This is a genomic window from Staphylococcus pseudintermedius (assembly GCF_001792775.2).
Taxonomy (GTDB): domain Bacteria; phylum Bacillota; class Bacilli; order Staphylococcales; family Staphylococcaceae; genus Staphylococcus; species Staphylococcus pseudintermedius.
In genome coordinates, this window is record NZ_MLGE02000019.1 from 12,705 (window position 1) to 36,924 (window position 24,220).

Sequence of the window (24,220 nt, forward strand, 5' to 3'; positions counted from 1 at the left end):
TACTTAACGACGTGAACCTCTGCCGCCACGTCTTGATTCTGTTTGACGCTTAATAGAAGTAAGTCTGTCTTCACTATCCTTTAAAAAGTTAGATAGCTTTTTCTCAAAGTCTTCTGGTTTTTGCGCCGGTTTTTGCTTACGCGGGCGCTCTTTTGCTTTTTTAATAGATAAACTAATTTTACCATCATCTGCAATAGATAATACTTTTACTTCTACTTCATCACCGACTGTTAAATGGTCTTCTACATTTTCGACATAGTTGTCTGCTACTTCACTAATATGAACTAGCCCACTTTTTCCTTCAGGCAACTCCACGAATGCACCAAATTTTTTGATACCAGTGACTTTACCTTTTAACTTACTTCCTACTTCGATTGACATTGTTATAATGCATCCTCCCGCTTTAGTTCGATATATAGTTCTATTATACGTTTGTTTAACTGTTTTCACAATGGCAAATTGAACATCGCCTTTTTTCTTTACGTTTTTTACTTGTTGACAATCCAAGTCTAAAAGTTTGCTACTTTTTCCCGGACTGCTTATCGTTCTTGGCGTCCTCTGGTAATTTAAAAATAATTTCACCATCATTACTTAAATAGTACTCATCTCTCGCGATTTTTTCGACATACGCTTCATCATTCAGATTGTTCAGTTGTTCTTTTAATTCAATTTCTTGATCTTGTAACTTTTGATATTGTGCTTCTTTCTTTTGACGTTCTACTGATGCTTCGTGGTTCCCTTTCACTTGTACCATCAACATAATTAACAGCACAATAATGATGGCAAGCAATATCCCTCCGAAAACAGAGATGCGTTTTTTTACAACTTTTTTCCGGCGTTCATGTCGTTGCTTTTTAGCATTTTTTTGGCTTGTATACTGGTTGCCGATATTTTGAATTTTTTGGGCCATGGGGCGTCACCTTTCTTTATTTACCCTTTATTGAATGCGCGCTTCTTTAACGAGTTCGAACATCCCTTTAGCATTTTCTTTTGTCGCATGCTCATTTAATCCTGTGACTTTAACCGTAACGATTTTTTGACCAAATTGAATCACTAACTCATCATCTATTTTCACGTCTGTCCCCGCTTTGGCAGTGTGCCCATTCACCGCAACACGACCTTGATCGCTCAGTTCTTTAGCGAGTGTACGACGTTTAATTAATCGTGACACTTTTAAATACTTATCGAGTCTCATAATTGCCCCCCTGTTCTATATAAGCTTTAAGTTCTTCTTCCGTAAAGTCTTTATTTTTGACTTCATCATACAATTTTAAGAAATAGGTCGCAAATACTTTCTCAAATTTAACGCGTTCTTTTTTACCTTCTGCTTGCTTTTCAGTTTGCCAAATCGATTTCACATCGTCGACATTTTGCGCACTTTCATCACCAAAAATGTGCGGATGACGACGAATCATCTTTTCAGTCAAACTTACTACGACTTCACGCGTATCCATGTACCCTTCTTTACGACCGATATTCGTATGCAACAACACTTGTAACAAGATGTCGCCGAGCTCTTCAATCATATGCCAATCATCTTCGTTATCGATCGCTTCAAATAACTCGTACGTTTCTTCAAGCAAATAGCGCTTTAACGTTTGGTGCGTTTGGACTTTATCCCAAGGGCAACCATGTTCATCGTCAACTAAACGCGCAATCACTTGATCCGCATAATCAAAGTCACCATACAAGGCTGTCTCATCAGTCACTTTCGGCACAAAGACGCTCGTTAAATTCGTATACGTCACATCATGATCTAATGCATATATTGGACAACGCGTCACTTGTGCCCCACCTTGATGTGCCCCGTCAACGACCATCACTTCAAAGTCATCCGGGTAACGTTCCATCAAGGATAACTTTAAGTTACCGGCAACCATGTCACTATAAACTTGCGTAATGACTGTTGCTGTCCGCGGATTGAGCATGTCCACCGTTAACGCTGTTGCATCTAACATCGTAAAGCCATCGTTCGGGTCGACATCGACCGCTTCAAATACATCATCAATAAAGCTACGTCCACCTAACACTTTAACTGCCACATTGTGTTTGAGTGCATTTTGCAACAATAACTGTGTCGTTGTCTCAGCCACGCGCGGATGACCCGGCACAGCATACACAATGTCTTCATGTTGCGCATATTCGAACAATCGCTCTGTTATCGCTTGATACACTGGTTCGAACGTTTCATGCGCTTCGTATACATCGTCAAAACTTTCGATCGCGATGCCTTCTAATTGTGCGATTACGGGATGATTTTTCGTACGCACATAAATTTTAGCTTGTTGTTGAATTAATTTGTAAATACTAACGGGTAATTCGTCTAAACCGTAGTTCCCTAATCCTATAATTGTCAGTTGGTGTGTCATGACTTTCTTCCTTTCTCCCACGAAATGACTTTGTCGCCAAACGGTAAATGAATCCACTCTTCTTCACTTAAAATATTGAGGTACAAGAGCATGAAGACGATGGTACCCACGCCGACCATCGCTGCAATAAGAAGTTCAATCAAACCTCCGAAACGTGTCTCAGTAGGAATAAGATAATGACATAATTGTACAACAGTTGTCATGACCAATAAAGCTAAAACCAGTTTCACATAAAACTTTCGCAAAGCGTGAAGACGATAGAGCTGTACGACACGATGATGTAAGACCACAACAAACACGACTAAAGAACTCACCGTCGCTACACTTGCACCCAAAATACCAAACAACGGAATCACGATGATGTTGAGCACACCTTTTGTAACGATTCCGATGACGAGCGCTTTCATAATCATACGAAATTCTTCATGCACTTCTAGCAACGCGATGTACATCATAATGAGTGACACGCATATGACAGTCAACATATATAGCGACAATGTGCCTGTCAATTCTGCGCGTTCAAAAAAGACACGGTTAAGTAACGGTATTAAATTAATCAGCCCAATACCGCTCGCACTGCTGATCACAATCGTAATCTTCAGTGAGGCATTCGCATAACTATGCATTTGTTGGCGCTGCCCGTTTTTCTTCGTATCTGTCAATAGTGGAATTAACACGAAACAGAAGGTCGTTGTGACGATAAGTCCCATTTGAATAAAGGACGCACCACGATCGAAAATCCCTTTTTGCGTAATCGCTTCATCAAACGTGAGTCCAGTACCGTAACGCAACATATTCACAATGGTAAAGCTATCGACCACTTGCCATAAAATAACGATTAAATGACTGATTGCAAAGACGACTGTCGCAATGAAAAAACGACGCCACTGCAAGTTTTCTTGATCAATAGACGTAGTAGAAAGATGACTTTTGAAAGCTAACAACACCGTCGCTACTACAAAACCTGCAGTTGACGCGACAATGGCCCATGTTCCCGCCTGATAAATCGACAAGTCCTGAAAGACAAACAATCCAATCACAACACCGATTAAACCGACGCGAACCAATTGTTCCAACACTTGTGAATACGCAGGCATGTGCATTTCGTATTTGGATTGAAAATAACCACGCAACAAACCGAGTGCCCCAACAGAAACAAAACTGAAACTTGCCGCTCGAATCATCGGCGTTAATTGCGGATCACCCATTAACAACGCGACCACTTTCGCACCGATGAACATCAGCGCGCAAATGACTATACCTACACTTGTCAATATTCGACATAACCGAATGAAGAATGGTTTTGATACACGCTGATGCCCTAACATTTGAGTATACGCACTCGGCAACGCATTGCTCGACAAGACCACACCTAATGCGACAATAGGATAAATTTGTTGATACGCATACAATCCTTCATCACCGAGTACATTTTGATAAGGTACCCGATACAAAGCACTCAATACTTTGACGACAATCAATCCTAACGTCAGGACGACGACACCATTAAATGCTGTGTTAGATTTCATGCGGGAGTCTCAAACTTTCTTCCAACGTCTTCGCTAAAAATTTCAGTGATTCGAGCCATTGTTTTCCTTTTGTCAACGTCACTTTCATACAGCCATCTTGTACGCCGACTTTCATTGCACGACCGAGCGCGATTGTATTTTTAAATAACGCTTCACCGTCAATATCATTTGTACCTTTTGGGGTTAATAAAATTTCAATCGTTTTGCCTGTATCTTTCACGGACTGCACACCGACGTGAAGGAGATGGACTTTAATCTCTACAGAATCTAACAATTGCTCAACCTCTGTTGGATACGTATTGAAACGATCAAGCAATTCATCTTTAATATCCATCAATTGCTCCATACTTTCAGTCGCTCTCAACTTCTTGTAAATTTCAATTTTCGCTTGTTCATTACGAATGTATTCAGCTGGTAAATATGCATCGAGTTTCAAATCTAACTCAAGCTCAGGAACCGGCGTTTCTTCTTTAATGCCACGTTTTTCGTTCACCGCTTCTTCTAACATTTGTGAGTACAAGTCAAAGCCGACCGAATCAATGAAACCGTGCTGTTGTTTACCGAGTAAGTTACCTGCACCCCGAATGTTCAAGTCACGCATCGCAATTTTAAAGCCACTGCCAAGTTCGGTAAATTCTTTAATTGCTTGGAGACGTTCTTCAGCAACTTCATTCAATACACGGTTCGTTGCGTGAAGGAAATACGCATACCCGATACGGCTCGAACGACCGACACGTCCACGTAATTGGTACAGCTGGCTCAAGCCAAAACGATCGGCATCTTCAATAATGAGTGTATTTGCATTCGGTACATCGACACCTGTTTCGATAATCGTCGTCGTCACTAAAATGTCGTACTCTCCATTAATAAAGTCGAGCATCGTTTCTTCCAAGTCACGTTCTGGCAATTGACCGTGCGCGACACCAATTGAAGCGTCTGGCATCAACATTTGAAGCTGTTCACGTTTTTCATATATGGAACTGACACGGTTGTAGAGATAAAACACTTGGCCATCTCGAGAAAGTTCCCGTTCTAAAGCTTCTTTAATAAAGTTAGTGTTTTGCTCTAGGACGTACGTTTGGACTGGGAAACGGTTTTCTGGTGGTGTTTCAATAATCGACAGGTCACGCACGCCCAACATACTCATATGCAACGTACGCGGAATCGGTGTCGCAGTTAATGTCAGTACATCGACATTTGCTTTTAACTGCTTAATTTTTTCTTTGTGACGCACACCAAATCGCTGTTCTTCATCGACAATGAGTAAACCTAAATCTTTATACTCAACTGTTTTACCGAGTAACTTATGTGTCCCTACAACGATGTCCACAAAGCCTGATTTCAAACCTTCTTTTGTCTCGCGCACTTCTTTAGGAGTACGGAAGCGGCTCATTAAATGAATTTCGACAGGGAAATCACGCATCCGCTCAATCAACGTTTCATAATGTTGTTGCGCTAAAATGGTTGTCGGTACTAAAAATGCGACCTGTTTCCCTGACATAACTGCTTTGAACGCCGCTCTGACAGCCACTTCAGTTTTACCGTAACCTACGTCACCGCATAACAGACGGTCCATAGGTCTTTGGCTTTCCATGTCATTTTTAATTTCGATAATCGATTTCGCTTGGTCATCCGTTAAATCATATGGGAAGTCCATTTCAAACGCATATTGTTCTGCTGTATCTGGCCCAAATTGATAACCGACAGATTGTTCGCGTTCTTTATATAAAGCTATCAGTTCGTCCGCAATGTCTTCTACACTGCGCTGAACTTTCGCTTTCGTTTTCTTCCATTCACTACCGCCTAACTTATACAGCTTTGGCGATTTATCTTCCGAACCTACATATTTTTGCACTTGCTCCATTTGATCAACAGGTACAAAGAGTTGGTCTGTGCCTTGATATTGAATTTTAATATAGTCGCGGTGTACATCACCTACCGCTAGTGTTTCCACGCCGAGGTAGCGACCTACACCATGATGCACGTGCACGACATAATCGCCGACATTCAATTCTTGGTATGATTTAATTTTTTCCGCATTACTTAATGTTTTACGACGCTTTTTCGTGCTCTTTTTCTGCTTAGACTTAAACAATTCACGTTCTGTCACCACAACGAGCGACATGTAAGGGAGTTCGAAGCCTTCTGACAAGCTGCCCTCAATGATTGCCGCATGTCCCGCCGCCATTGTGTCAACGTCAGGCTCTAACAGTGTAGGGATATGCATTTCGCTTAACATCGCCTGAATACGTTCTTTTTTCGTTGCCGTTTCTACCATGACGACGACACGGTCTTCTTGTCGCATATAGCGTTGAAATTCAGAAGTCATGATGTCGTATTGCCCGTAAAATTGTTGGACCGGTTTACATGAAAACTTAATCATGTCGTCTAACTTCATTTGCATTGAGGCAGTAAATAACGTGAAAAACGTAATTTTGAACTGGCGTAACATTCGATCAAATGCCTCATCATCCATAAAACGCTGTCCGATAAAGCCTTTACCACTTTCAATCAAATTTTGTAAAAAGTCTTCAGTTTCAACCGACAAAGATTCCTCAGTTTCGCGAACACGATTGTATTCATCAACTAAAATGATCGCGTTATCTTTAAGGTAATCTAAAATGGTTGTAGGCTTCTCATACATAAATGCAACTAAACGACGCAATATTTGGGGATCAAAATGCGTATCCTCAACCATTTGAAAACTATCATACGTCTCTTTCAAATCTTGGCGTACTGACTTGTCAATTTTAGGTCTCGTCGTTTCGTAAGCAGACTTCAAAGCTGTCATCATCTGTTGTCGGACGGCCTCTGTCATAATATAATCGTGCGCTGTCGTAATTTCCGCGCTGTCGATATTTTCTGATGAACGTTGCGTTTCTACATCGAATTGACGAATCGAATCCACTTCCGTATCGAACAGTTCAATTCGAATCGGTTCACCTAGTAACGGATACACATCAATAATGCCACCACGCACCGAAAATTCACCAATATTGGACACGACCGATTCACGTCGGTATCCCATGCTCACTAATTTTTCTAAAAGCGCGTCAATCTCAATATCGTCGCCCACTTCAAAAGTCATTTGATGGTCACGCCACATTTCTTTAGGTGTGAGCAACTTTTTCAAGCCATTTAAGGGGACGATAAATAACCCGCGACGATCATTCGCGAGTGCTGTTAACGTTCGTACGCGTTCACTCATCAATTCTGGGCTTTGCGTTGAAAATTCTTCTGTCATCATATCTTGAACAGGATATTTATACACTTCATCATCCGGAACAAACTGTAATAAATCTGCTTCAATCTTGTCCGCCTGATATAAATTATTTGTAACCAAAACAACTTGGCGGTGGTCCGATTGATAAAGTTCCGCAATGATAGATGCTTTCGCGGCAGGGGTTAATCCTGTCACGAGCACATTGGATTGACCGACTTGCTCTGCTAAATCTTTAAATCTCGAGTCTCTATTTATAATTTCATTGATTATTGATTTCACTTAGCCTCACCATTATATCGATTCATTACATTTTCGAATTTTTCGTTTCCTATAAATGCTTCCACTGCATCTGCCACATGTTGAATGACTGTATCCATCACTTTCATTTCATTGGTTGAAAAGCGCTGTAATACATAATCCTTGGCCGCCATCCCATTCGAAGGACGATCGATACCAATACGAATCCGTTTAAAGTCGCTCGTGCCTAACATTTGGATGATTGATTTCATACCGTTATGACCACCAGCGCTGCCTTTTTGACGCAAACGTACATGACCTTGTGCTAAATCTAAATCATCGTACAATACGAGCAAATCATCAACCTCAACATCATAGTAATCCATCAGAGGGGCCACTGCTTCACCTGACAAATTCATCAAAGTCAATGGTTCGATGAGCATCACTTTTTCACCATTGATGCGCTCTATCGTATATGCACCACGAAACTTTTGCTTGTCAAGTTTGATTTGATGTCTATCAAGTAGATGATCGATGACTTCAAAACCGATATTATGTCTCGTATATTCATACTTCTTCCCTATATTACCTAAGCCTACAATACACTTCATCATTGACCTCCATGTTTGTCTTTCTCCTACGCTCTATTCATCATTTGCGTTTAATATCCCTATATTAACACATTTGACCTTGAACTTGGTGAATCGTCCTATTCCTATTATAGAACTTCTATTCGAAACACTCACAACTTATCGAAAATTCGAAATCGCGATACGATGACATTCAAATCCGAATAGGCGTTCATGCCACGTTTAACACCATTAATCATGTCTTTTCACATTATGCAACGGCACAAATCACGAATGCTTTTTTCACGTTTCTCATATTGAACTACTTTTCAGCAGGCATTCTTTTTCATTGGCCATTTCAAAAAAGGGCCATCGCTTGGTACGCCCCTTTTTTAACATTTGTCTCCATCGTGTCGCCTTGAACCAAAAGTTAACGACAACGCTAAAAAGAGCTGACACCCATAAGGCTCAGCTCTTCTTGCAATGATATTGATATCATTTTTATTCTTCTTTTGCTTCCTCTTCTGAAGATTCACCCACAACTTCTGGTTCTTCTTGAGTAGATGCGCCTTCCATTGCTTCGATTTCTTCTTCAGTTGGCTCTTCAGTAGGTGCAACAACTGAAACGATTGTATCTTCAGCTTCGTTTTCGATAGTGAAGTCACCAGAAACTTTAACGTCAGCTACTGATAAGCTGTCGTTGATGTTTAATTCGCTAATATCCACTTCGATATATTCAGGAATGCTGTCTGGTGTAGCAGTAATTTCTAAGTTGAATAATGGTTGTTCAACTACGCCACCTTCTTTAGCACCAGGTGCTTCACCAATTAAGTGAACAGGTACTTCTACAGTACGCTCTTCAGTCATATTGATTGCTAAGAAGTCAATATGTGTAATTTGGTTTTTAAGTGAGTCGTATTGATAATCTGATACCATTACTTTGATTTGTTTTGAACCTACACCAAGTTCAATCACACCGTTACGTCCAACTTCACGAATCAATTTGATGAATTCTACTTCATCTACTTTAACTGATACGTTTTTAGTACCGTAACCATAAACAACTGCTGGTACTTTACCTGCTTCACGGATCTTACGTAAGTCACCGCGAGTTTGTTTACCTTGACGAATAATAGACTTTAATGAAGCCATATTCATTTTCCACCTTTCCATTGCACACTGTTGTGCTGCACTTGCCCATCAACCTATGTTGCTTGCAAGTGTGTATTTGTCCGTATTGACACGAACAGACCCATTTTACACGAGGGCTGATAATAAGTCAACATGCATTAGTCAAATAATACACTCACAGATTCGCGTTCATACACACGTACAATCGCTTGTGCTAACAATTCTGCTACAGAAAGTTCTGTAATATTGTTTGGCTTTTGTTCGTCGTTTAATTGGATTGAGTTCGTTACGACTAATTCTTTAATGGCTGAATTTTCAATACGCTCTTTCGCTGGACCTGATAATACTGGGTGTGTACAACATGCGAATACTTCTGTGGCACCTTTATCTTTTAACGCTTGCGCCGCTAAAGTAATCGTACCCGCCGTATCAATAATGTCATCAATAATAATCGCTGTACGTCCTTCAATTTCACCCACGATATTCATCACTTCTGCCACATTCGGTTTTGGACGACGTTTATCAATAATTGCGATAGGTGTTTTCAGAATATCTGCTAATTTACGTGCGCGTGTCACACCGCCATGGTCTGGTGATACAACAACACTTTTTTCTGGATCGATTTCTTTATTTTTCAAGAAATAGTCCGCTAAGATCGGTACACCCATTAAGTGATCAATCGGAATATCAAAGAATCCTTGAATTTGAGGTGCATGTAAATCTAATGCAATCATACGATCCGCGCCAGCTGTTTCGAATAAATCAGCAACTAACTTCGCTGTAATTGGCTCACGGCTGCGGGCTTTACGGTCTTGGCGTGCATAACCGTAGTATGGCACAACAATAGTAATGTTTGCTGCTGAAGCACGTTTACATGCATCAATCATAATAAGAAGTTCCATCAAATGTACATTTACAGGGTTAGAAGTCGGTTGGATAATGAACACATCACAACCACGAATACTTTCTTCAATATTAATTTGAATTTCACCATCACTAAAACGTTTAACTGTACATTTACCTAATTCAACACCTACATGATCTGCGACTTCTTGTGCAAGTGGTTCGTTACCTTTCAACGAGAAAATTTTCAAAGACGAATTTTTATATTCGGTGTTTAACATTATTATGAATCCTCCAATTTTGTTTTGGTCACTCTTTTTATTTACAACAGACCGTTTTTAGTCTTTCATGTGAAACTATTGCTCTTTTTGAGTCATGTATCCCGGTTTTGTCACTTGTTTTGAGCGCGCGAGTGCTAAGCTATTTTCAGGGATATCGTCTGTAATTGTAGAACCTGCCGCAATAAGCGATCCGTCTCCTACAGTCACTGGTGCGATGAGATTCGTATTACAGCCGATAAACGCATCTTTACCTACAATCGTTTTAAACTTATTGACACCATCATAGTTCACAGTGATGGAACCGCAACCGACATTCGTTCTTGCCCCAATTTCTGCATCGCCAATATAACTGAGATGTGATACTTTTGCTTCGTCGTCTAAGCGCGCTTTTTTAATTTCAACAAAGTTGCCGACTTTCGTTTCTTTGCCCAAATCTGCGCCTGGACGTAATTGTGCGAATGGCCCTACTGTAGACTTGGCACCAACGACTGCATCAGTAATCACCGAATGCTTAATCGTCACAGCGTCATAAATGTGACTATTGTGTACTTGAGAATATTGACCTACTGTGACACCTTCACCGACAACGGTATGTCCCGACAATTGAACACCTTGCTCGATAATGGTATCTGCACCGATTTCAACTTCAGCACCAATATAAGTTGAATCAGGATCAATCAAGGTTACGCCATTTTGCATGTGGTACGTATTGATACGTTGGCGAAAAGCTTTTTCAGCTCGACTTAACGCCACACGATCATTGACACCCATAATCTCCTCGAAATCATCCGTATGATAAACTGCGACTTTACCCTTATTTTGAAGAATTAACGTTAAAACTTGCGGCAAGTAGTATTCACCTTGCGCATTGTTGTTATCCACACGTTCTAACATCTCAAATAGCGTCTGATTATCAAAAGCGAAAATACCCGAACTGATTTCAGTGATCGCTTTCTGACTGTCATTGGCATCCTTTTCTTCAACAATTTCCATCAATTGACCTTGTGCATCACGGACAATACGACCATAGCCAAACGGTTGAGACGCTGTCGCTGACAATACAGTAGCTTGTGCGCCTTCTTGTTCGTGATGTGCCACCAAACGAGACAATGTTGCACTTGTAATTAACGGTGTGTCACCACAAACGACAAGTGTAATCCCTTCTTTTGCTGATAAATGCTCAGCTGCTGTCTTTACAGCGTGTGCCGTACCAAGTTGTTCTTGTTGAAAGCTATATAAAGAAGTATCCCCTAACTTCTCTTTTACACTTTCCGCGCCGTGACCGACAATAGTGACAACTTGATCGACACCAGAAGCACGCACTTGATCAATGACATGACCAATCATCGGCTTCCCGGCAACTTGATGCAGCACTTTAGCTTGCTTCGATTTCATCCTTGTGCCTTTACCCGCTGCTAAAACGATTGCATGTTTTTGCATGGCAATGAACCCTCCATTATCTTATACACTTCTATACAATTATAATTTAACCGTGCACACACTTTCAAGGCGTAAACCTATAAAAGCCTTTTCAACACCTTAGACATTCTAGCTATCCGTTGTTCACCATGCGCCGTGAAACGATTTTGTCGATACCACTTTCACTTCCACTTAGATAAAAATTTGATGTCACCCAATAAAAAATGATTACTAGACAACTTCTTCGTAATAAAAAAGGCTTTGCCATCACCACAATGACAAAACCTCATAAAAAGAAAAAACTATTCAACTTCTTCTGTATCTTCTGACGCATCTGATGTTGGTTTTTGAGCAGGTAAAACCTCATCAGTTTCATCATATACTTTCATTACCGCATCTTGAATCTCTTGTCTCATTTCAGAGTTGATTGGATGAGCGATATCACGGAATTCACCATCTGGTGTGCGTTTACTTGGCATAGCTACGAATAAGCCTGAATTACCTTCAATCACTCTCAAATCGTGAATAACGAATGATTCATCTAAGGTAATTGACACTAAAGCTTTCATTCTGCCATCTGTTTGTATTTTTCTAAGTCTAACGTCTGTCACTTTCATGTAGTGAGCCCCCTATAGTAATTTAAGTATACTTTATATAGTATGTTTTTTAAGAAGTCATAATCTTAACTTTTTTGATTATATCTCTTTAACCTCAGCAACCATTTCAATCTCTATTTTTACATCTTTCGGTAAACGTGCGACTTCCACTGCACTTCTCGCAGGACGGTGTGTGTCAAAGTATTTTGTATACACTTCATTCACTTTTTGAAAGTTTTCCATATCCGATAAGAAGATTAAAACTTTAACAACGTGATTCAAATCTGACCCCGCAGCATCCAATACCGCTTTTAGATTCTCCAACACTTGCTCAGTTTGCTTTTCTACATCATCGCTTACAATTTCCCCCTCCAGATTCAATGGTATTTGACCAGAAGTGTAAACGAGTCCGTTGACGATTGAAGCATGTGAGTAAGGTCCAACTGCTTTAGGTGCATTGTTCGTATTAATGATTTTCAAATAATTGAACGCTCCTTTTACCCTTTAAAATTTAGATAGACTGTTCCCTGACTCTACTTTAAATTCTTGATTGTATTCATCGACATCAGAGAGACGTACTAAGGAAGTATAATCTTCAATCAGTCGTTGTTTGACTTCTTTGGATTCTACAAGTACTGATACCCCTTTTACGTGGGCTTTAAACTCATTCATTAAATTCATAACCCCATTAATTGAACCACCAGCACGCATAAAGTCATCCACAACTAACACGTTTGAGTGTTCCTTTAACGTACGTTTAGATAATACCATTGTTTCGATTTTCCTTGTCGATCCTGAAACATAATTGATTGAAACTGTTGAACCTTCTGTAACCTTATTGTCTTTACGAATGACAACAACTGGTAAATTGAGCACACTCGCAACTGCATTCGCCAATGAAATCCCTTTTGTAGCAATCGTCACAATCGCATCCAACTCTTCTTGCATGTAAATCGTCGCAATGAGTCGGCCCACACGTTTTAACAATGCAGGATTCCCCATAAGATCAGAAAGAAATAAATACCCTCCTGGTAATAAGCGCTCTTTTTCTTGCAAGAGTGCTATCACTTCTTCAATCACTGCTTGCGCCTCATCCTTTTGCATTTGTGGGCGATATTTCACACCCCCACTTGCGCCAGATATAGTTTCCACTGTACCCAATCCTTCTTTAACCAATGTTTCCTTAATAATTTGAACGTCTTCACTAATTGATGATTTCGCTTGTTCAAATTTGGTTACAAAATATGTCAGTGGTACAAGCTTATTCGGATTATTGATTAAGTACTGAGTCATATAAACAATACGTTCGCTTCTTTTGTATCGCATTGCTGTCACCCTTTCTCTTTTTTACCCCAGTGTCCTTACGAGATAGACATCATTACAACAACCGCTCACTGCATTAAAAATATGGCGGGCTTGGCGTTCGCGTTGTGCAAAACCGTATACTGTCGGGCCGCTACCACTCATCAATGCACCATCCGCACCGTTATTGAGCATATTTGTTTTAATTTTAGCAATTTCCGGTTGGAGTTGCATAGAAACAGGCTCTAAGCGGTTAGACAAACTTTTGCATAGCGCATCATAGTCATTCTCTTCAATAGCTTTTAAACATTGCTCTGTATGAACTGGGAAAGGTTGACTCAAATCTAAACCACCATAAATCTCTGGTGTCGATAAGCCGGCTTGTGGTTTAGCAACAATGACCCAAGCTGAAGGCGTTTTCGGTAAAATCTCGAGAATTTCACCACGTCCTTTACAAAGTGCCGTAGTGCCGTACACACAAAATGGCACATCCGAACCAATCGCCGCAGAAAGCTCGCTCAATTCATCAAGTGATCGATTTAATTCAAACAAACGATTCATACCACGCATGGTTGCTGCTGCATCACTTGAGCCTCCTGCAAGCCCTGCTGCGACAGGAATGTTCTTTTCTAATGTAATCGTTACACCTTGCTTAATTTGGTAAGTTTCTTTCATCAAAAGTGCTGCTCGATAAGCTAAATTACGATCATCAGAGGGAATAAACGTTTCATCAACCTTTAAAACGATACGTGAATCATTTCTTTTCTCAAATGATAACCGATCGCTCAAATCGATTGTTGTCATAATCATTTCAACTTCATGATAACCGTCATCTCTTTTGTACAAAGTATCTAATGTCAAATTGATTTTAGCAGGCGCTGTTTCATAAATCATTCCAATTTCCTCTTTCCAAATGGTATTACTGTGATTTTAACACATAACCGTTTCAAAGTGCGCTCATACAGATTAAAATTCCCAACCCCAACAAGTGATAAGGCTCTATAAAAAGCAAATCATCGTATCACCGGTGTTCAACGCACCTTCACGTGTACAAGAATAACGTATCACAAAAGTTTTCATCGCCTTAGTTTAACAACAATGCTTCAAATTAAAAAGTTTGATGCAAGTTATTTTCGTCCTCATCGATATAAGTGAAAAGGGATTTGGCGGGAAATGTTGTCACTTTGCCCAATAAGACTGTGTGTTGAAAGACATTCCCTGCATAATAAAAAACCACTCTACTCACATCAGTAGAATGGTTATTATGTAGATAGTCTCTGTATATTTAGTGTGCGATTACTTCTTGTTGTAACTCATCTTCTACAAATGATACTTTGACATTTTCAGTCAATACATCTGCATAAGTATAAGATACACGTTCAAAATTATGTTTCTCTGGGTCCAATTCTACAACGAACACTGACGGATAAGTCTCAGTGAGTACTCCGCAACGTTCAATTGTTTTTTTGCGACCTCCATTAGCTTTAAGTACAATACGATTTCCTAATTGACAATCAAGAGAGTTTTTGATGTCTCCAATAGATTTTGGCATATTGCTCCACCTCGCTACAAGTGTATTATAACACACCTAGAAGTGTTTCGTCAAATAAAATTTTAATTTTAGCAAGGTGGAAAGCTGTTGTCAATCAATTTATAAGGACAAATTCGGGAAATTTTCCAATTCCGCATACAAACGTGCATATTCTTGTATCGATAACGTTTCACCGCGACGTTTTGGATCAATATCCGCTCGTTCAAGCCATTGCATAATGGTCTCTTTTTGTTCTTTACCATTTTCAAATAAGTTTTGATAGTTGTTGTAAATGGTTTTACGTCTTTGGCTAAATGCGCCTTTCGTCATTTTGAAAAATGCATTCGGGTTGTCAACATCCACAATGGGCGACTCGCGCTTCATCAATTTCACAACGATAGAATCGACATTAGGAGGTGGCATAAAGACCGTTTTCGGCACTGTGAGCACCCTTGAAGTCTCCGTATAATATTGTGCCACAATGGATAAAGAGCCGTACGCCTTAGTGCCGACTTGCGCATTTAAACGTTCACCGACTTCTTTTTGCATCATCACAACATACCCATCAATATTTAAATCTTGCTCAAGCAATGTTAATAAAATTGGTGTCGTAATATAATAAGGCAAATTCGCAACCACCATAATTTTCTCACAGTGAGACAAATGCTGTTGAATCGCCTCAGCAACATTTGCCTTTAAAATATCTTCGTTGATTACAGTCACATTGTTATAAGGCGATAGTGTATCGTCAAGCACAGGAATAAGCCGTTGATCGATTTCGAACGCTAAAACATGTTGTGCATTTTTAGCAAGTTGTTCTGTAAGCGACCCCATCCCAGGACCAATTTCAATGACACCTGTCATGTGATCAATCCCACTTGCATCAATAATACGATTAATAATATTCACATCGATTAAAAAGTTTTGACCTAAGCTTTTTTTAAAGTTAAAGCCATATTGATTTAATAGTGCACGTGTTCTTGATGGCGTGGCAATATCTTTATCATGCATATCTTTACTCCTCTTCTTCTAATGCTCGACGTACATCCGCTTCCGTATAGCCGAATGCATTAAGCTTTTTTAATAATTGCTTCCCGTTAGAATGACCAATGTGCAAACGTTTGCCTAGAAGGTTTCGACGGTGTCTTGCGGCAGGACCAATGATTAAGCCTAGGTCAATGAGCACATCTTTACTAATCGTTTCATGTGCTTCAGATAACGGCGTTGACACGTGCATCAATGCTTCACGAATATCTTCTAAACTCGCATGTTCGACACCAATTTTCCCACGTTTATTTTTAGCACGTTCACGGTCAATAAAGGCATGTTTCACACCCGGCACTGCTTCACGAATCGTCGTTCTAATTTTATCACCCGGGAAATCAGGGTCCGTTAATACAATCACACCACGTGTCTCTTGTGCTTGACGTATGACATCTAAAATATCTTGGTCAATCGCACTTCCATTTGTTTCAATCGTATCACATGTGACAGCACGTTGAACACGCTCCGTATCATCCCGACCTTCTACTACAATAAATTCATTGACTTTCACCTTTGCACCTTCTTTATATTTGTCATCATGTTTGTTTCATTATAACCCAAATAATTTTTCTGCATTTTCCGTAGTTTGACGTGCGACCTCTTCATATGAAATGCCACGTAACTGCGCAATTTCTTCAGCAACTAAAGTGACACGTGCAGGTTCATTACGTTTACCGCGGTATGGGTGCGGTGTTAAATAAGGCGCATCCGTTTCGACAAGGAGACGCTCCAATGGTACATGTTTTGCCACTTCTTTCGGTTGTTTCGCATTTTTAAATGTTACTGGCCCACCTAAAGAAATGTGAAAGTTTAACTTATTAATGACCACATCGGCAATTTCTGGAGAACCGCTAAAACTGTGCATAATGCCACCCACTTCTTCAGCATGTTCTTCCATCAAGATGTCAATACAATCTTGTGTCGCTTCTCGATTGTGGATGACGATTGGCAACTTCACACGTTTCGCTAACGCAATTTGTTTACGGAATACTTCTTTTTGAATATCTTTCGGTGATTTGTCCCAATGATAATCTAAACCCATCTCACCAATACCAATCACTTTAGGATGTTCCGCTAACTTTTCAATCCACGCTAAACGTTCATCTGTAAAGTCAATCGCATCAACCGGGTGCCAACCAATAATGGCATAAATAAAATCATAATCCTCTATCAATTGCATCGCGCGCTCAATCGTCTTCGTATCAAAACCCACCACAAACATGCGATCCACGCCAGCATCAAGCGCACGTTGAATCACATCTTCTAGGTCTTTGTCGTATTGATCTGCATTCAAATGCACATGAGTGTCTATTAACATAAAAATCCTCCTCCATCTATCAAAATCGCACACTTCCATTGACGTATTGCTTCACTATTACCACGATTCATACCATACCACACATCAACAAAACGCCTGGCACATCTACGCTCTCACCTCTAAAACTGAAGAGTGCTGTGATGTGGCTAATCTTGTCATGTAAAATTTGTTTCAAGTAAAGTACTATTACTTATTACCAGCTTGCGGCACTCACCCAGATTGCAAGAATCGTGCAAGACTCCTAAGGCATCTGCTGAAGTCGAAAATCCAATTTGGCTTCCACTAAATGCCCACTTCCATCAAGCCAAATTTAGTTGAGACTTCAGCGCCTTGGAAAGCGTAGCGCGTTTCAGCAATCCGCAATCCGTCACTACCCCAAAATGTTCAGCATGAAATAAAAGAGTGAGACACATCAACATCACCGTCTCACTCTCCTCAAACACCTACTTAATCACAGCACCATTCTGCACCGCATTCGGTAAACTAATCAACGTCAACACATCATCTTTCTCCGCAGACAAAATCATCCCTTCAGATTTTTGCCCCATCAATTTCGCAGGCTTCAAATTCGTCACAACTGCAACTTTTTTACCAATAATATCCTCTGGTGCATAAAATTGCGCAATGCCTGAAATGATTTGACGTTTTTCATAACCAAGATCTACTTGTATTTTCAATAACTTATTAGACTTTTTAACTTTCTCAGCATTAATAATTGTCGCTGCCTTTATTTCCACTTTATCAAAATCTTTAATATCAATTTGTGCTTTGGCAGGCACTTCTTCTTCAACGCTTTCTTCTTTTGGCGGTTGCATTGATGCCTTAATATAGCTCACTTCCGCTTCCACATCGAGACGTGGGAAAATCGGTTGTGGCTTTTCTGTCACCATAATCGGTTCTGTCAATTGACCGTAAGTTGCCAAACCTTCAAAGCCGTGTAATGCTTCGTTATGAATATGCAGTTGTTCAAATATTTGATAAGGGGCATGTGTTAAGAACGGACGTAATAACACTGCCGCAAAGCGAATGTTTTCAACGAGATGCGCCATCACATTGCCTAACGCTACTTTTTGAGATTCATCTTTTGCTAAAATCCAAGGTGTTGTTTCGTCAATATATTTATTCGTACGACTGATCAACTTCCAAACTGTTGATAATGCGACAGAAAACTGCAACTTATCCATGCTTTCATGATAAGCTCGTACCGTATCCAACGCCATTTGTTCCATTTCTTCATCCAGTTCATGCGTTGGACCTTGATATGCAGGAAGCTCGCCATCAAAATACTTATTAATCATCGAAATTGTACGATTGACTAAGTTACCTAAATCATTCGCTAAATCAAAATTCGTACGATCCACGAAAGCTTCAGGTGTAAATACACCGTCCGAACCGAATGGTAATTCACGCATTAAATAGTAACGTGTCGCATCTAAACCATAACGATCAATCAATACATTCGGATCCATCACATTCCCTTTAGACTTACTCATTTTACCATCTTTCATCAATACCCAACCGTGTGCAAACACTTTTTTAGGTAATGGTAAATCTAATGCCATTAAAATAATCGGCCATATAATAGAATGGAAACGCACAATCTCTTTCGCCATTAAATGAATGTCTGCCGGCCAATATTGACGGAATAAATGGTCGTCATCCGTTAAGTAACCGAGCGCTGAAACGTAGTTCACAAGCGCATCTAACCATACATAAACGACGTGTTTCGGGTTAGAAGGCACTTTGACACCCCAGTTAAAAGACGTTCGTGATACAGCTAAGTCTTCTAAGCCAGGTTTAATAAAATTATTGATCATTTCATTTTTACGTGAAGGGGGCTGAATGAACTCTGGGTGCGCATCATAAAAAGCTAATAAACGGTCAGTATAGTTGGATAATTTGAAGAAGTAACTCTCCTCTTTCACCAATTCCACTTCATGACCTGAGTCTGGACTTTTACCACCCACAATTTTACCGTCTTCATACACGGGGTCTACTAGCTGCGTTTCAGTGTAGAATGTTTCATCCGGTACTGAATACCAACCTTCATATTCACCTAAATAGATGTCGCCTTTTGATAATAATTTTTCAAAGATTTTTTCAACGACTTCTGTATGACGACGCTCTGTAGTACGAATAAAGTCATCATTAGAAATATCTAACTTTTCCCATAATGCTTTAATATCTTTAATCATACCGTCTAAATAATCTAGCTCTGACATTCCTGCATTTTGAGCTTTTTCTTGAATTTTTTGACCGTGCTCATCAGTCCCAGTTAAATAGCGTACATCAAAGCCTTGCAAACGTTTATAACGCGCAATGACATCGCCTGCTACTGTTGAATACGCGTGTCCAATGTGTAAATTCCCACTCGGATAGTAAATCGGTGTTGTAATATAAAAAGTATCTTTCACCATCAGCGCTCCTCCTCATTTCTTATCTTATCTAATATATCTAAAATTTAGTTGTTTTTCAATGTTACAACCTATTTGTCTTACGGTGTATCACTAATGAATATCATGAAAAATGTTGTAGACGGTCTTGCTCGACATTTCGCGTTCTTGTGCGACTTTTTTAATCGCCGCTTTCGGTTTCATACCTTCATCAATGTAATGTGTCACGTGGTCTTCAACGGACAGCGTTTCAAACCATGCCGTCCCTTCAATTGGTGCGGCACCTTCGATAATAATGACAAATTCTCCACGTAATGGAATGTCTGTTTCTAATTGTTCGAGCAATGATGTGACAGGTGCGGTCGTAATTTGCTCAAACTTCTTCGTCAACTCTCGTCCAAGCGTCACTGTCCGTTCAGCATCGATTTGAGCAATCACTTCGAGCGTATCTTTCACACGGTGTGGTGATTCATACAATAACAATGTACTGTCTTGATACATTCTCGTCTCTAGTAACGCCGTTTTGTCACGCGATTTGCGAGGTAAAAATCCTAAAAACGTATATGTAAATGAAGGTAAACCACTCGCCATCAATGCCGTCAAGCCTGCATTCGGCCCAGGAATTGGCACGACTGTAACACCTTGTTCACGTGCACGAACTACCAATTCATACCCCGGATCCGAAATCAATGGTAAGCCCGCATCAGAGACCAAAGCGATAGTTTTTCCTGCTACTAGCATGTCGATCAAAGTTTCAGTTTCCTGTTCTTTATTATGGTCATGATAAGACTTTAAAGGGGTTGTAATCTCAAAATGATGACACAATTTTTTCGTCACACGTGTATCTTCACATGCAATGAGATCCACATGTTGTAACGTATAAATCGCTCGGAATGTCATGTCTTCTAAATTTCCGATGGGCGTACCGACTAAATAGAGCTCTCCCATGTTATCGCTCCTCAATTAAATGTATTTTTTGTTGTCGCGTCAATTTTTTAATCGCATGTTCTCGCTTTAATGCTTCTGATTTCGTCTCGAAAATTTCATGATAACACAATGTGACCGGTCGTCTCATTTTTGTATACTTCGCACCTTTACCTTCATTATGTTTGACGATGCGCGCTTCCAAATCATTTGTATACCCCGTATAAAATGTTGCATCATTACATTGTACGATATACGTATAATGTTTAGCCATAATAAATCTCCTTCATTTCTGGCGTATAATCCCCTTGTTCATCATAAATATAAAAAGGGGGTGCAATATCGAGACCTTGACGTCCCCCTTTACGGCCTTCAACGACAATCGTCTGTGCAGCTTTTCCAGGCTTACTAAAAATCATATGCAAACGTTTCGGTTCAATACGATAATGACGCATAGATTCAAACAAATCCAGCATTCGTTCTGCTCGATGCACCATCACAACCCGCCCCCCTTCTTTTAACAAATGGTTGCTAACACGCAAACAATCATCCAACGTACAATAAATTTCATGACGCGCAATTTTGTGGGCTTCAAGTTGATGTTGATTCGTTTGATTTGCTTTAAAATAAGGGGGATTGCAAGTGATTAAATCAAACTGCGCTGGGGAATACGCTTGAATGAGCGCATTAATATCCATTTCAACCATTGTAATACGGTCTTCTAAATGATTGTATTGAACACTGCGAACTGCCATATTAACAAGCTGTGGCTGAATTTCCACACCTGTAATCACATTATTTCCTTTGTCCGACAACAATAATGGAATCACGCCATTACCTGCACACATATCTAAAATGCGATCTCGTTTCCTCACTTCTGTAAAATGACCTAATAGCAGTGCATCTGTAGAAAAAGAAAAGACCGCATCATTTTGAATAATGCGTAAGTCTTCTCGTATTAAATAATCCAGTCTTTCACCAGGTTGTAACATCACAGCACCTCTATTCTTGCTTCTCATTTAGCACATTGAGACAAAACATACAGTCCTCGCCATGACGATGTTTACCGAATACATCATGACAAATATGGAAACCTTCATGATACAGTTTCGCAAAATATTCACGACTTTGACGCTGCTTTTTCACGGGTTTTTGAGGCGCTACTTCTGCTTCTTGAACTTGCGTTGCTTCCACATTATCTCGTTCTTGTTGCATCAATGTTTTAAAGTTATCATTTTCTAGTTGTAATGCTACATTTTCTTCCACTAGCTCTACAGTCAGTGCTTTTAACTCCTGCATGCTTTCATTCAAACGCGCAACGTGTTGTTCTAACTGCATTAAGCGAGCGAATAATTCGTTTCGATCCAACAGATGTACCTCCTATTTTAATGTTTCTAACTCTTCAATATGGTATTCCATCAATTGTTCCATGCCATCTAATCGCACTTGCATTGATACATCAATAATATTCAGACTGACGACTTCACCATGACCTTCTGGTGTTTGAATACGTGTCCCGATATCTGGTAACTGTTCACGTGCTGATTCATAAAAATCATTTTCAAATTTCAAACAACACATTAAACGGCCACATGCACCCGAAATTTTAGTCGGATTTAACGATAAATTTTGGTCTTTTGCCATTTTGATTGAGACCGGTTCGAAATCTCCTAAAAACGTCGCGCAACATAGCGAACGCCCACACGGACCAATCCCACCGAGTAATTTCGCTTCATCACGCACGCCGATTTGACGCAATTCGATACGTGTTTTTAAGCGCTGCGCCAGCATACGCACTAATTTTCGGAAATCGATACGTTCATCCGCTGTAAAATTAAAAATGATTTTAGAACGGTCTAAAATGTATTCGCAATTCACGACGCACATCTCCAAACCTAATTGTTCGACAAATCCTTTACACATATCCGCCGCACGCGCTGCATCCACTTCGTTTTTTTCATATTGGATTAAATCCGCTTCCGTTGCGATACGTAAAACAGGCTTTAATGGCAGTGTGACGTCTTGCTCTGATACCTCTCTCGACGCATGTCTCACAACACCTAATTCGTGGCCACGCTTAGATTCCACTACGACATACTGCCCAATGGTGAGTGAAGTAGTATTTGGCGCATAATATTCTAATGTATTGGCCTTTTCAAAGTAAATCCCTACAACAGCATACATCAGCGTCACCCTTTCACTTTAATTGCAATTTGCTCAAATACTAGCGTGGCGTTCACGTTTTGATTGAGCTTTTTATGTGCTTCTGTTATTTGCTCTATAATATAGGTTAAATGGTGATAACTCAACCGTGTCACCAACGTCTCATATTCTGACTGCAACTCTGAAAATGTAATCCGCTCCACCATGCCCACTTTGACGTACATTAAATCTTGGAAAAACGCATTCATGCCAGATAACGCCAACAATTGTAACTGTCTCGTTTTTGCATATTTCATTAATTCCACAACACCAATTAATGCCATTTCGCGTTGGTTTAACAACTTATCACACCATTGTAAAAGCATCTTACGCATCGGAGCTAATTCAACACTTTCATGAAGTTGTAGCGCCACCTCAAGTTGTGTCGTATACGTACTTAACAACTCTGCAATTGGTACAGTTAACGTGTCATCTTGTTCCGTTAATCGCGACACAAATGTAGCACGTGACATTGGTTTAAAATACACATGCTGACAACGAGAATGAATCGTATCTAAAATTTGTTCGGGTTTGGTTGTCATAATCATCGCAATGGTATTTTTCGGCGGTTCTTCTAAAAACTTAAGAATACTATTTTCACCTTGAACCGTTAATTTTTCAAAGTCTTGGATAATGTAAACTTTATAGTCTCCTTCAATAGGCAATTGGTTCATGTGATGTACTAAGTTTTCGACTTGTTCCTTTTTGAGCGTTGTCTCATCTGTCATCACATATTGAAAGTCAGGATGGTTTTGCCCTTCAACTTTCAAGCGACATCGTTCTTCATCTTGACATAAAATGAGTTGCGCAAAGGCTATCGCGGTCGTCTTCATTGCTTCGGCGTCATCACCTTCGAATAAATACGCATGTGACAGTTTTTGGTTGTGATAGGCTTTGGTGAGTTGTTCGATTACTTCCATTAACCTTGCGCTCCTTTTGTAAAGATATTGATGGATATGTATGAGATACTACTCCATTTTACCGCAATATGTGTGGATAGACTATGACTTTATTTCATTCGTCAACATCTTCATTGTATTGATATTTATTAAGAGATTCATCAGACTTTTGTTGAGATAACTACATACGCATCTATTCAATAAAAAAGGTTGCGACTATACATATGACTTATTGGCGTCATACTGTCACAACCTTCCTTGCTATTTTAAAAGGTTATATATTTTTAACGGTTGGTGAGAGATTCACTGACCGTTATTTTAATTTTTGATATTAAAAAAGCACAAATATCTCTATAATTGTAAGTGACCAAACCAACGATTAAGGAGATATTGTGCCTATGTGTAATGAT

25 protein-coding genes are annotated in these 24,220 nt (G+C 39.8%); all 25 read right to left on the bottom strand.

Translation table 11 applies throughout. The features are described 5' to 3' along the window. Window positions 1-3: 3 nt before the first annotated feature. Window positions 4-381 carry a S1 domain-containing RNA-binding protein gene (locus tag BJK46_RS11000; protein WP_014614797.1) on the bottom strand — a complete coding sequence of 126 codons (378 nt, stop codon included), beginning with the start codon at window positions 379-381 and terminating at the stop codon, window positions 4-6. Window positions 382-520: 139 nt separating this feature from the next. After that, on the bottom strand, window positions 521-910 hold the full coding sequence (locus BJK46_RS11005) for an FtsB family cell division protein (protein WP_014614798.1): 390 nt from the start codon (window positions 908-910) through the stop codon (window positions 521-523). Window positions 911-937: 27 nt separating this feature from the next. After that, window positions 938-1,195 (bottom strand): RNA-binding S4 domain-containing protein, encoded by a 258-nt coding sequence (locus BJK46_RS11010; protein ID WP_014614799.1) that lies wholly within the window; start codon window positions 1,193-1,195, stop codon window positions 938-940. After that, the gene (locus BJK46_RS11015) at window positions 1,182-2,369 is read right to left on the bottom strand and encodes a MazG nucleotide pyrophosphohydrolase domain-containing protein (RefSeq protein ID WP_099997507.1); all 1,188 of its coding nucleotides are present in this window, start codon (window positions 2,367-2,369) and stop codon (window positions 1,182-1,184) included. The genes BJK46_RS11010 and BJK46_RS11015 overlap by 14 nt, the downstream gene beginning before the upstream one ends. Continuing rightward, complete coding sequence (locus BJK46_RS11020) at window positions 2,366-3,898, bottom strand: oligosaccharide flippase family protein (protein WP_065354630.1); 1,533 nt, start codon at window positions 3,896-3,898, stop codon at window positions 2,366-2,368. Before BJK46_RS11020 ends, BJK46_RS11015 begins: the two co-directional genes overlap by 4 nt. Then, the gene (gene mfd, locus BJK46_RS11025; RefSeq protein ID WP_373366354.1) at window positions 3,888-7,391 is read right to left on the bottom strand and encodes a transcription-repair coupling factor; all 3,504 of its coding nucleotides are present in this window, start codon (window positions 7,389-7,391) and stop codon (window positions 3,888-3,890) included. Before mfd ends, BJK46_RS11020 begins: the two co-directional genes overlap by 11 nt. A 5-nt stretch (window positions 7,392-7,396) precedes the next feature. Beyond that, the gene (pth, locus tag BJK46_RS11030; RefSeq protein WP_099997407.1) at window positions 7,397-7,969 is read right to left on the bottom strand and encodes an aminoacyl-tRNA hydrolase; all 573 of its coding nucleotides are present in this window, start codon (window positions 7,967-7,969) and stop codon (window positions 7,397-7,399) included. Window positions 7,970-8,428: 459 nt separating this feature from the next. Further along, window positions 8,429-9,079, bottom strand: a complete 651-nt coding sequence (locus BJK46_RS11035; protein ID WP_014614804.1) for a 50S ribosomal protein L25/general stress protein Ctc — start codon at window positions 9,077-9,079, stop codon at window positions 8,429-8,431. Window positions 9,080-9,216: 137 nt separating this feature from the next. Next, window positions 9,217-10,182 carry a ribose-phosphate diphosphokinase gene (locus BJK46_RS11040; RefSeq protein ID WP_014614805.1) on the bottom strand — a complete coding sequence of 322 codons (966 nt, stop codon included), beginning with the start codon at window positions 10,180-10,182 and terminating at the stop codon, window positions 9,217-9,219. A 75-nt stretch (window positions 10,183-10,257) separates the two neighbouring features. Next, entirely contained in the window at window positions 10,258-11,622 is a 1,365-nt protein-coding gene (gene glmU / locus BJK46_RS11045) for a bifunctional UDP-N-acetylglucosamine diphosphorylase/glucosamine-1-phosphate N-acetyltransferase GlmU (RefSeq protein WP_065354632.1), read from the bottom strand. A 281-nt stretch (window positions 11,623-11,903) separates the two neighbouring features. Next, on the bottom strand, window positions 11,904-12,218 hold the full coding sequence (spoVG, locus tag BJK46_RS11050; protein WP_014614807.1) for a septation regulator SpoVG: 315 nt from the start codon (window positions 12,216-12,218) through the stop codon (window positions 11,904-11,906). Between the two features lie 78 nt (window positions 12,219-12,296). Beyond that, the gene (locus BJK46_RS11055; RefSeq protein ID WP_014614808.1) at window positions 12,297-12,677 is read right to left on the bottom strand and encodes a RidA family protein; all 381 of its coding nucleotides are present in this window, start codon (window positions 12,675-12,677) and stop codon (window positions 12,297-12,299) included. Window positions 12,678-12,701: 24 nt separating this feature from the next. Next, window positions 12,702-13,523 (bottom strand): pur operon repressor, encoded by an 822-nt coding sequence (gene purR, locus BJK46_RS11060; RefSeq protein ID WP_014614809.1) that lies wholly within the window; start codon window positions 13,521-13,523, stop codon window positions 12,702-12,704. Window positions 13,524-13,544: 21 nt separating this feature from the next. Continuing rightward, complete coding sequence (gene ispE, locus BJK46_RS11065) at window positions 13,545-14,393, bottom strand: 4-(cytidine 5'-diphospho)-2-C-methyl-D-erythritol kinase (RefSeq protein WP_014614810.1); 849 nt, start codon at window positions 14,391-14,393, stop codon at window positions 13,545-13,547. A 391-nt stretch (window positions 14,394-14,784) separates the two neighbouring features. After that, window positions 14,785-15,051, bottom strand: a complete 267-nt coding sequence (gene veg, locus BJK46_RS11070; RefSeq protein ID WP_014614811.1) for a biofilm formation stimulator Veg — start codon at window positions 15,049-15,051, stop codon at window positions 14,785-14,787. Between the two features lie 99 nt (window positions 15,052-15,150). Next, complete coding sequence (gene rsmA / locus BJK46_RS11075; protein ID WP_014614812.1) at window positions 15,151-16,041, bottom strand: 16S rRNA (adenine(1518)-N(6)/adenine(1519)-N(6))-dimethyltransferase RsmA; 891 nt, start codon at window positions 16,039-16,041, stop codon at window positions 15,151-15,153. Window positions 16,042-16,045: 4 nt separating this feature from the next. Beyond that, window positions 16,046-16,585, bottom strand: coding sequence for a ribonuclease M5 (gene rnmV / locus BJK46_RS11080; protein WP_014614813.1), 540 nt, complete (start codon window positions 16,583-16,585; stop codon window positions 16,046-16,048). A gap of 39 nt (window positions 16,586-16,624) precedes the next feature. Further along, window positions 16,625-17,392, bottom strand: coding sequence for a TatD family hydrolase (locus BJK46_RS11085; RefSeq protein ID WP_015728591.1), 768 nt, complete (start codon window positions 17,390-17,392; stop codon window positions 16,625-16,627). A 443-nt stretch (window positions 17,393-17,835) separates the two neighbouring features. Then, window positions 17,836-19,809 (bottom strand): methionine--tRNA ligase, encoded by a 1,974-nt coding sequence (gene metG, locus BJK46_RS11090; protein WP_099986723.1) that lies wholly within the window; start codon window positions 19,807-19,809, stop codon window positions 17,836-17,838. Between the two features lie 90 nt (window positions 19,810-19,899). Then, window positions 19,900-20,733: a 16S rRNA (cytidine(1402)-2'-O)-methyltransferase gene (gene rsmI / locus BJK46_RS11095; RefSeq protein ID WP_099997509.1), complete on the bottom strand. Its 834-nt coding sequence runs from the start codon at window positions 20,731-20,733 to the stop codon at window positions 19,900-19,902. A 1-nt stretch (window position 20,734) separates the two neighbouring features. Further along, the gene (locus tag BJK46_RS11100; protein WP_037543973.1) at window positions 20,735-20,983 is read right to left on the bottom strand and encodes a GIY-YIG nuclease family protein; all 249 of its coding nucleotides are present in this window, start codon (window positions 20,981-20,983) and stop codon (window positions 20,735-20,737) included. Beyond that, on the bottom strand, window positions 20,976-21,701 hold the full coding sequence (locus BJK46_RS11105; protein WP_014614818.1) for a tRNA1(Val) (adenine(37)-N6)-methyltransferase: 726 nt from the start codon (window positions 21,699-21,701) through the stop codon (window positions 20,976-20,978). Before BJK46_RS11105 ends, BJK46_RS11100 begins: the two co-directional genes overlap by 8 nt. Window positions 21,702-21,711: 10 nt before the next feature. Then, complete coding sequence (gene yabA / locus BJK46_RS11110) at window positions 21,712-22,077, bottom strand: DNA replication initiation control protein YabA (protein ID WP_014614819.1); 366 nt, start codon at window positions 22,075-22,077, stop codon at window positions 21,712-21,714. Between the two features lie 12 nt (window positions 22,078-22,089). After that, on the bottom strand, window positions 22,090-22,893 hold the full coding sequence (locus tag BJK46_RS11115; protein WP_099997510.1) for a PSP1 domain-containing protein: 804 nt from the start codon (window positions 22,891-22,893) through the stop codon (window positions 22,090-22,092). 5 nt (window positions 22,894-22,898) lie between these two features. Then, window positions 22,899-23,831: a DNA polymerase III subunit delta' C-terminal domain-containing protein gene (locus BJK46_RS11120; protein ID WP_037543979.1), complete on the bottom strand. Its 933-nt coding sequence runs from the start codon at window positions 23,829-23,831 to the stop codon at window positions 22,899-22,901. Window positions 23,832-24,220 lie beyond the last annotated feature (389 nt).

Bases quoted from the DNA above. Each gene is read 5' to 3' on its own strand.
- BJK46_RS11085 (WP_015728591.1), bottom strand. From the start codon at position 17,392: ATGTTAATAGACACTCATGTGCATTTGAATGCAGATCAATACGACAAA.
- BJK46_RS11010 (WP_014614799.1), bottom strand. From the start codon at position 1,195: ATGAGACTCGATAAGTATTTAAAAGTGTCACGATTAATTAAACGTCGT.
- purR (WP_014614809.1), bottom strand. From the start codon at position 13,523: ATGCGATACAAAAGAAGCGAACGTATTGTTTATATGACTCAGTACTTA.
- rsmA (WP_014614812.1), bottom strand. From the start codon at position 16,041: ATGCATGATAAAGATATTGCCACGCCATCAAGAACACGTGCACTATTA.
- ispE (WP_014614810.1), bottom strand. From the start codon at position 14,393: ATGATTTATGAAACAGCGCCTGCTAAAATCAATTTGACATTAGATACT.
- BJK46_RS11000 (WP_014614797.1), bottom strand. From the start codon at position 381: ATGTCAATCGAAGTAGGAAGTAAGTTAAAAGGTAAAGTCACTGGTATC.
- BJK46_RS11100 (WP_037543973.1), bottom strand. From the start codon at position 20,983: ATGGCTAAACATTATACGTATATCGTACAATGTAATGATGCAACATTT.
- BJK46_RS11105 (WP_014614818.1), bottom strand. From the start codon at position 21,701: ATGTTACAACCTGGTGAAAGACTGGATTATTTAATACGAGAAGACTTA.
- spoVG (WP_014614807.1), bottom strand. From the start codon at position 12,218: ATGAAAGTGACAGACGTTAGACTTAGAAAAATACAAACAGATGGCAGA.
- metG (WP_099986723.1), bottom strand. From the start codon at position 19,809: ATGGTGAAAGATACTTTTTATATTACAACACCGATTTACTATCCGAGT.
- BJK46_RS11115 (WP_099997510.1), bottom strand. From the start codon at position 22,893: ATGTATGCTGTTGTAGGGATTTACTTTGAAAAGGCCAATACATTAGAA.
- pth (WP_099997407.1), bottom strand. From the start codon at position 7,969: ATGAAGTGTATTGTAGGCTTAGGTAATATAGGGAAGAAGTATGAATAT.
- glmU (WP_065354632.1), bottom strand. From the start codon at position 11,622: ATGCAAAAACATGCAATCGTTTTAGCAGCGGGTAAAGGCACAAGGATG.
- BJK46_RS11120 (WP_037543979.1), bottom strand. From the start codon at position 23,831: ATGGAAGTAATCGAACAACTCACCAAAGCCTATCACAACCAAAAACTG.
- BJK46_RS11015 (WP_099997507.1), bottom strand. From the start codon at position 2,369: ATGACACACCAACTGACAATTATAGGATTAGGGAACTACGGTTTAGAC.
- veg (WP_014614811.1), bottom strand. From the start codon at position 15,051: ATGCCAAAATCTATTGGAGACATCAAAAACTCTCTTGATTGTCAATTA.
- BJK46_RS11005 (WP_014614798.1), bottom strand. From the start codon at position 910: ATGGCCCAAAAAATTCAAAATATCGGCAACCAGTATACAAGCCAAAAA.
- rsmI (WP_099997509.1), bottom strand. From the start codon at position 20,733: ATGGGAGAGCTCTATTTAGTCGGTACGCCCATCGGAAATTTAGAAGAC.
- BJK46_RS11040 (WP_014614805.1), bottom strand. From the start codon at position 10,182: ATGTTAAACACCGAATATAAAAATTCGTCTTTGAAAATTTTCTCGTTG.
- BJK46_RS11020 (WP_065354630.1), bottom strand. From the start codon at position 3,898: ATGAAATCTAACACAGCATTTAATGGTGTCGTCGTCCTGACGTTAGGA.
- BJK46_RS11035 (WP_014614804.1), bottom strand. From the start codon at position 9,079: ATGGCTTCATTAAAGTCTATTATTCGTCAAGGTAAACAAACTCGCGGT.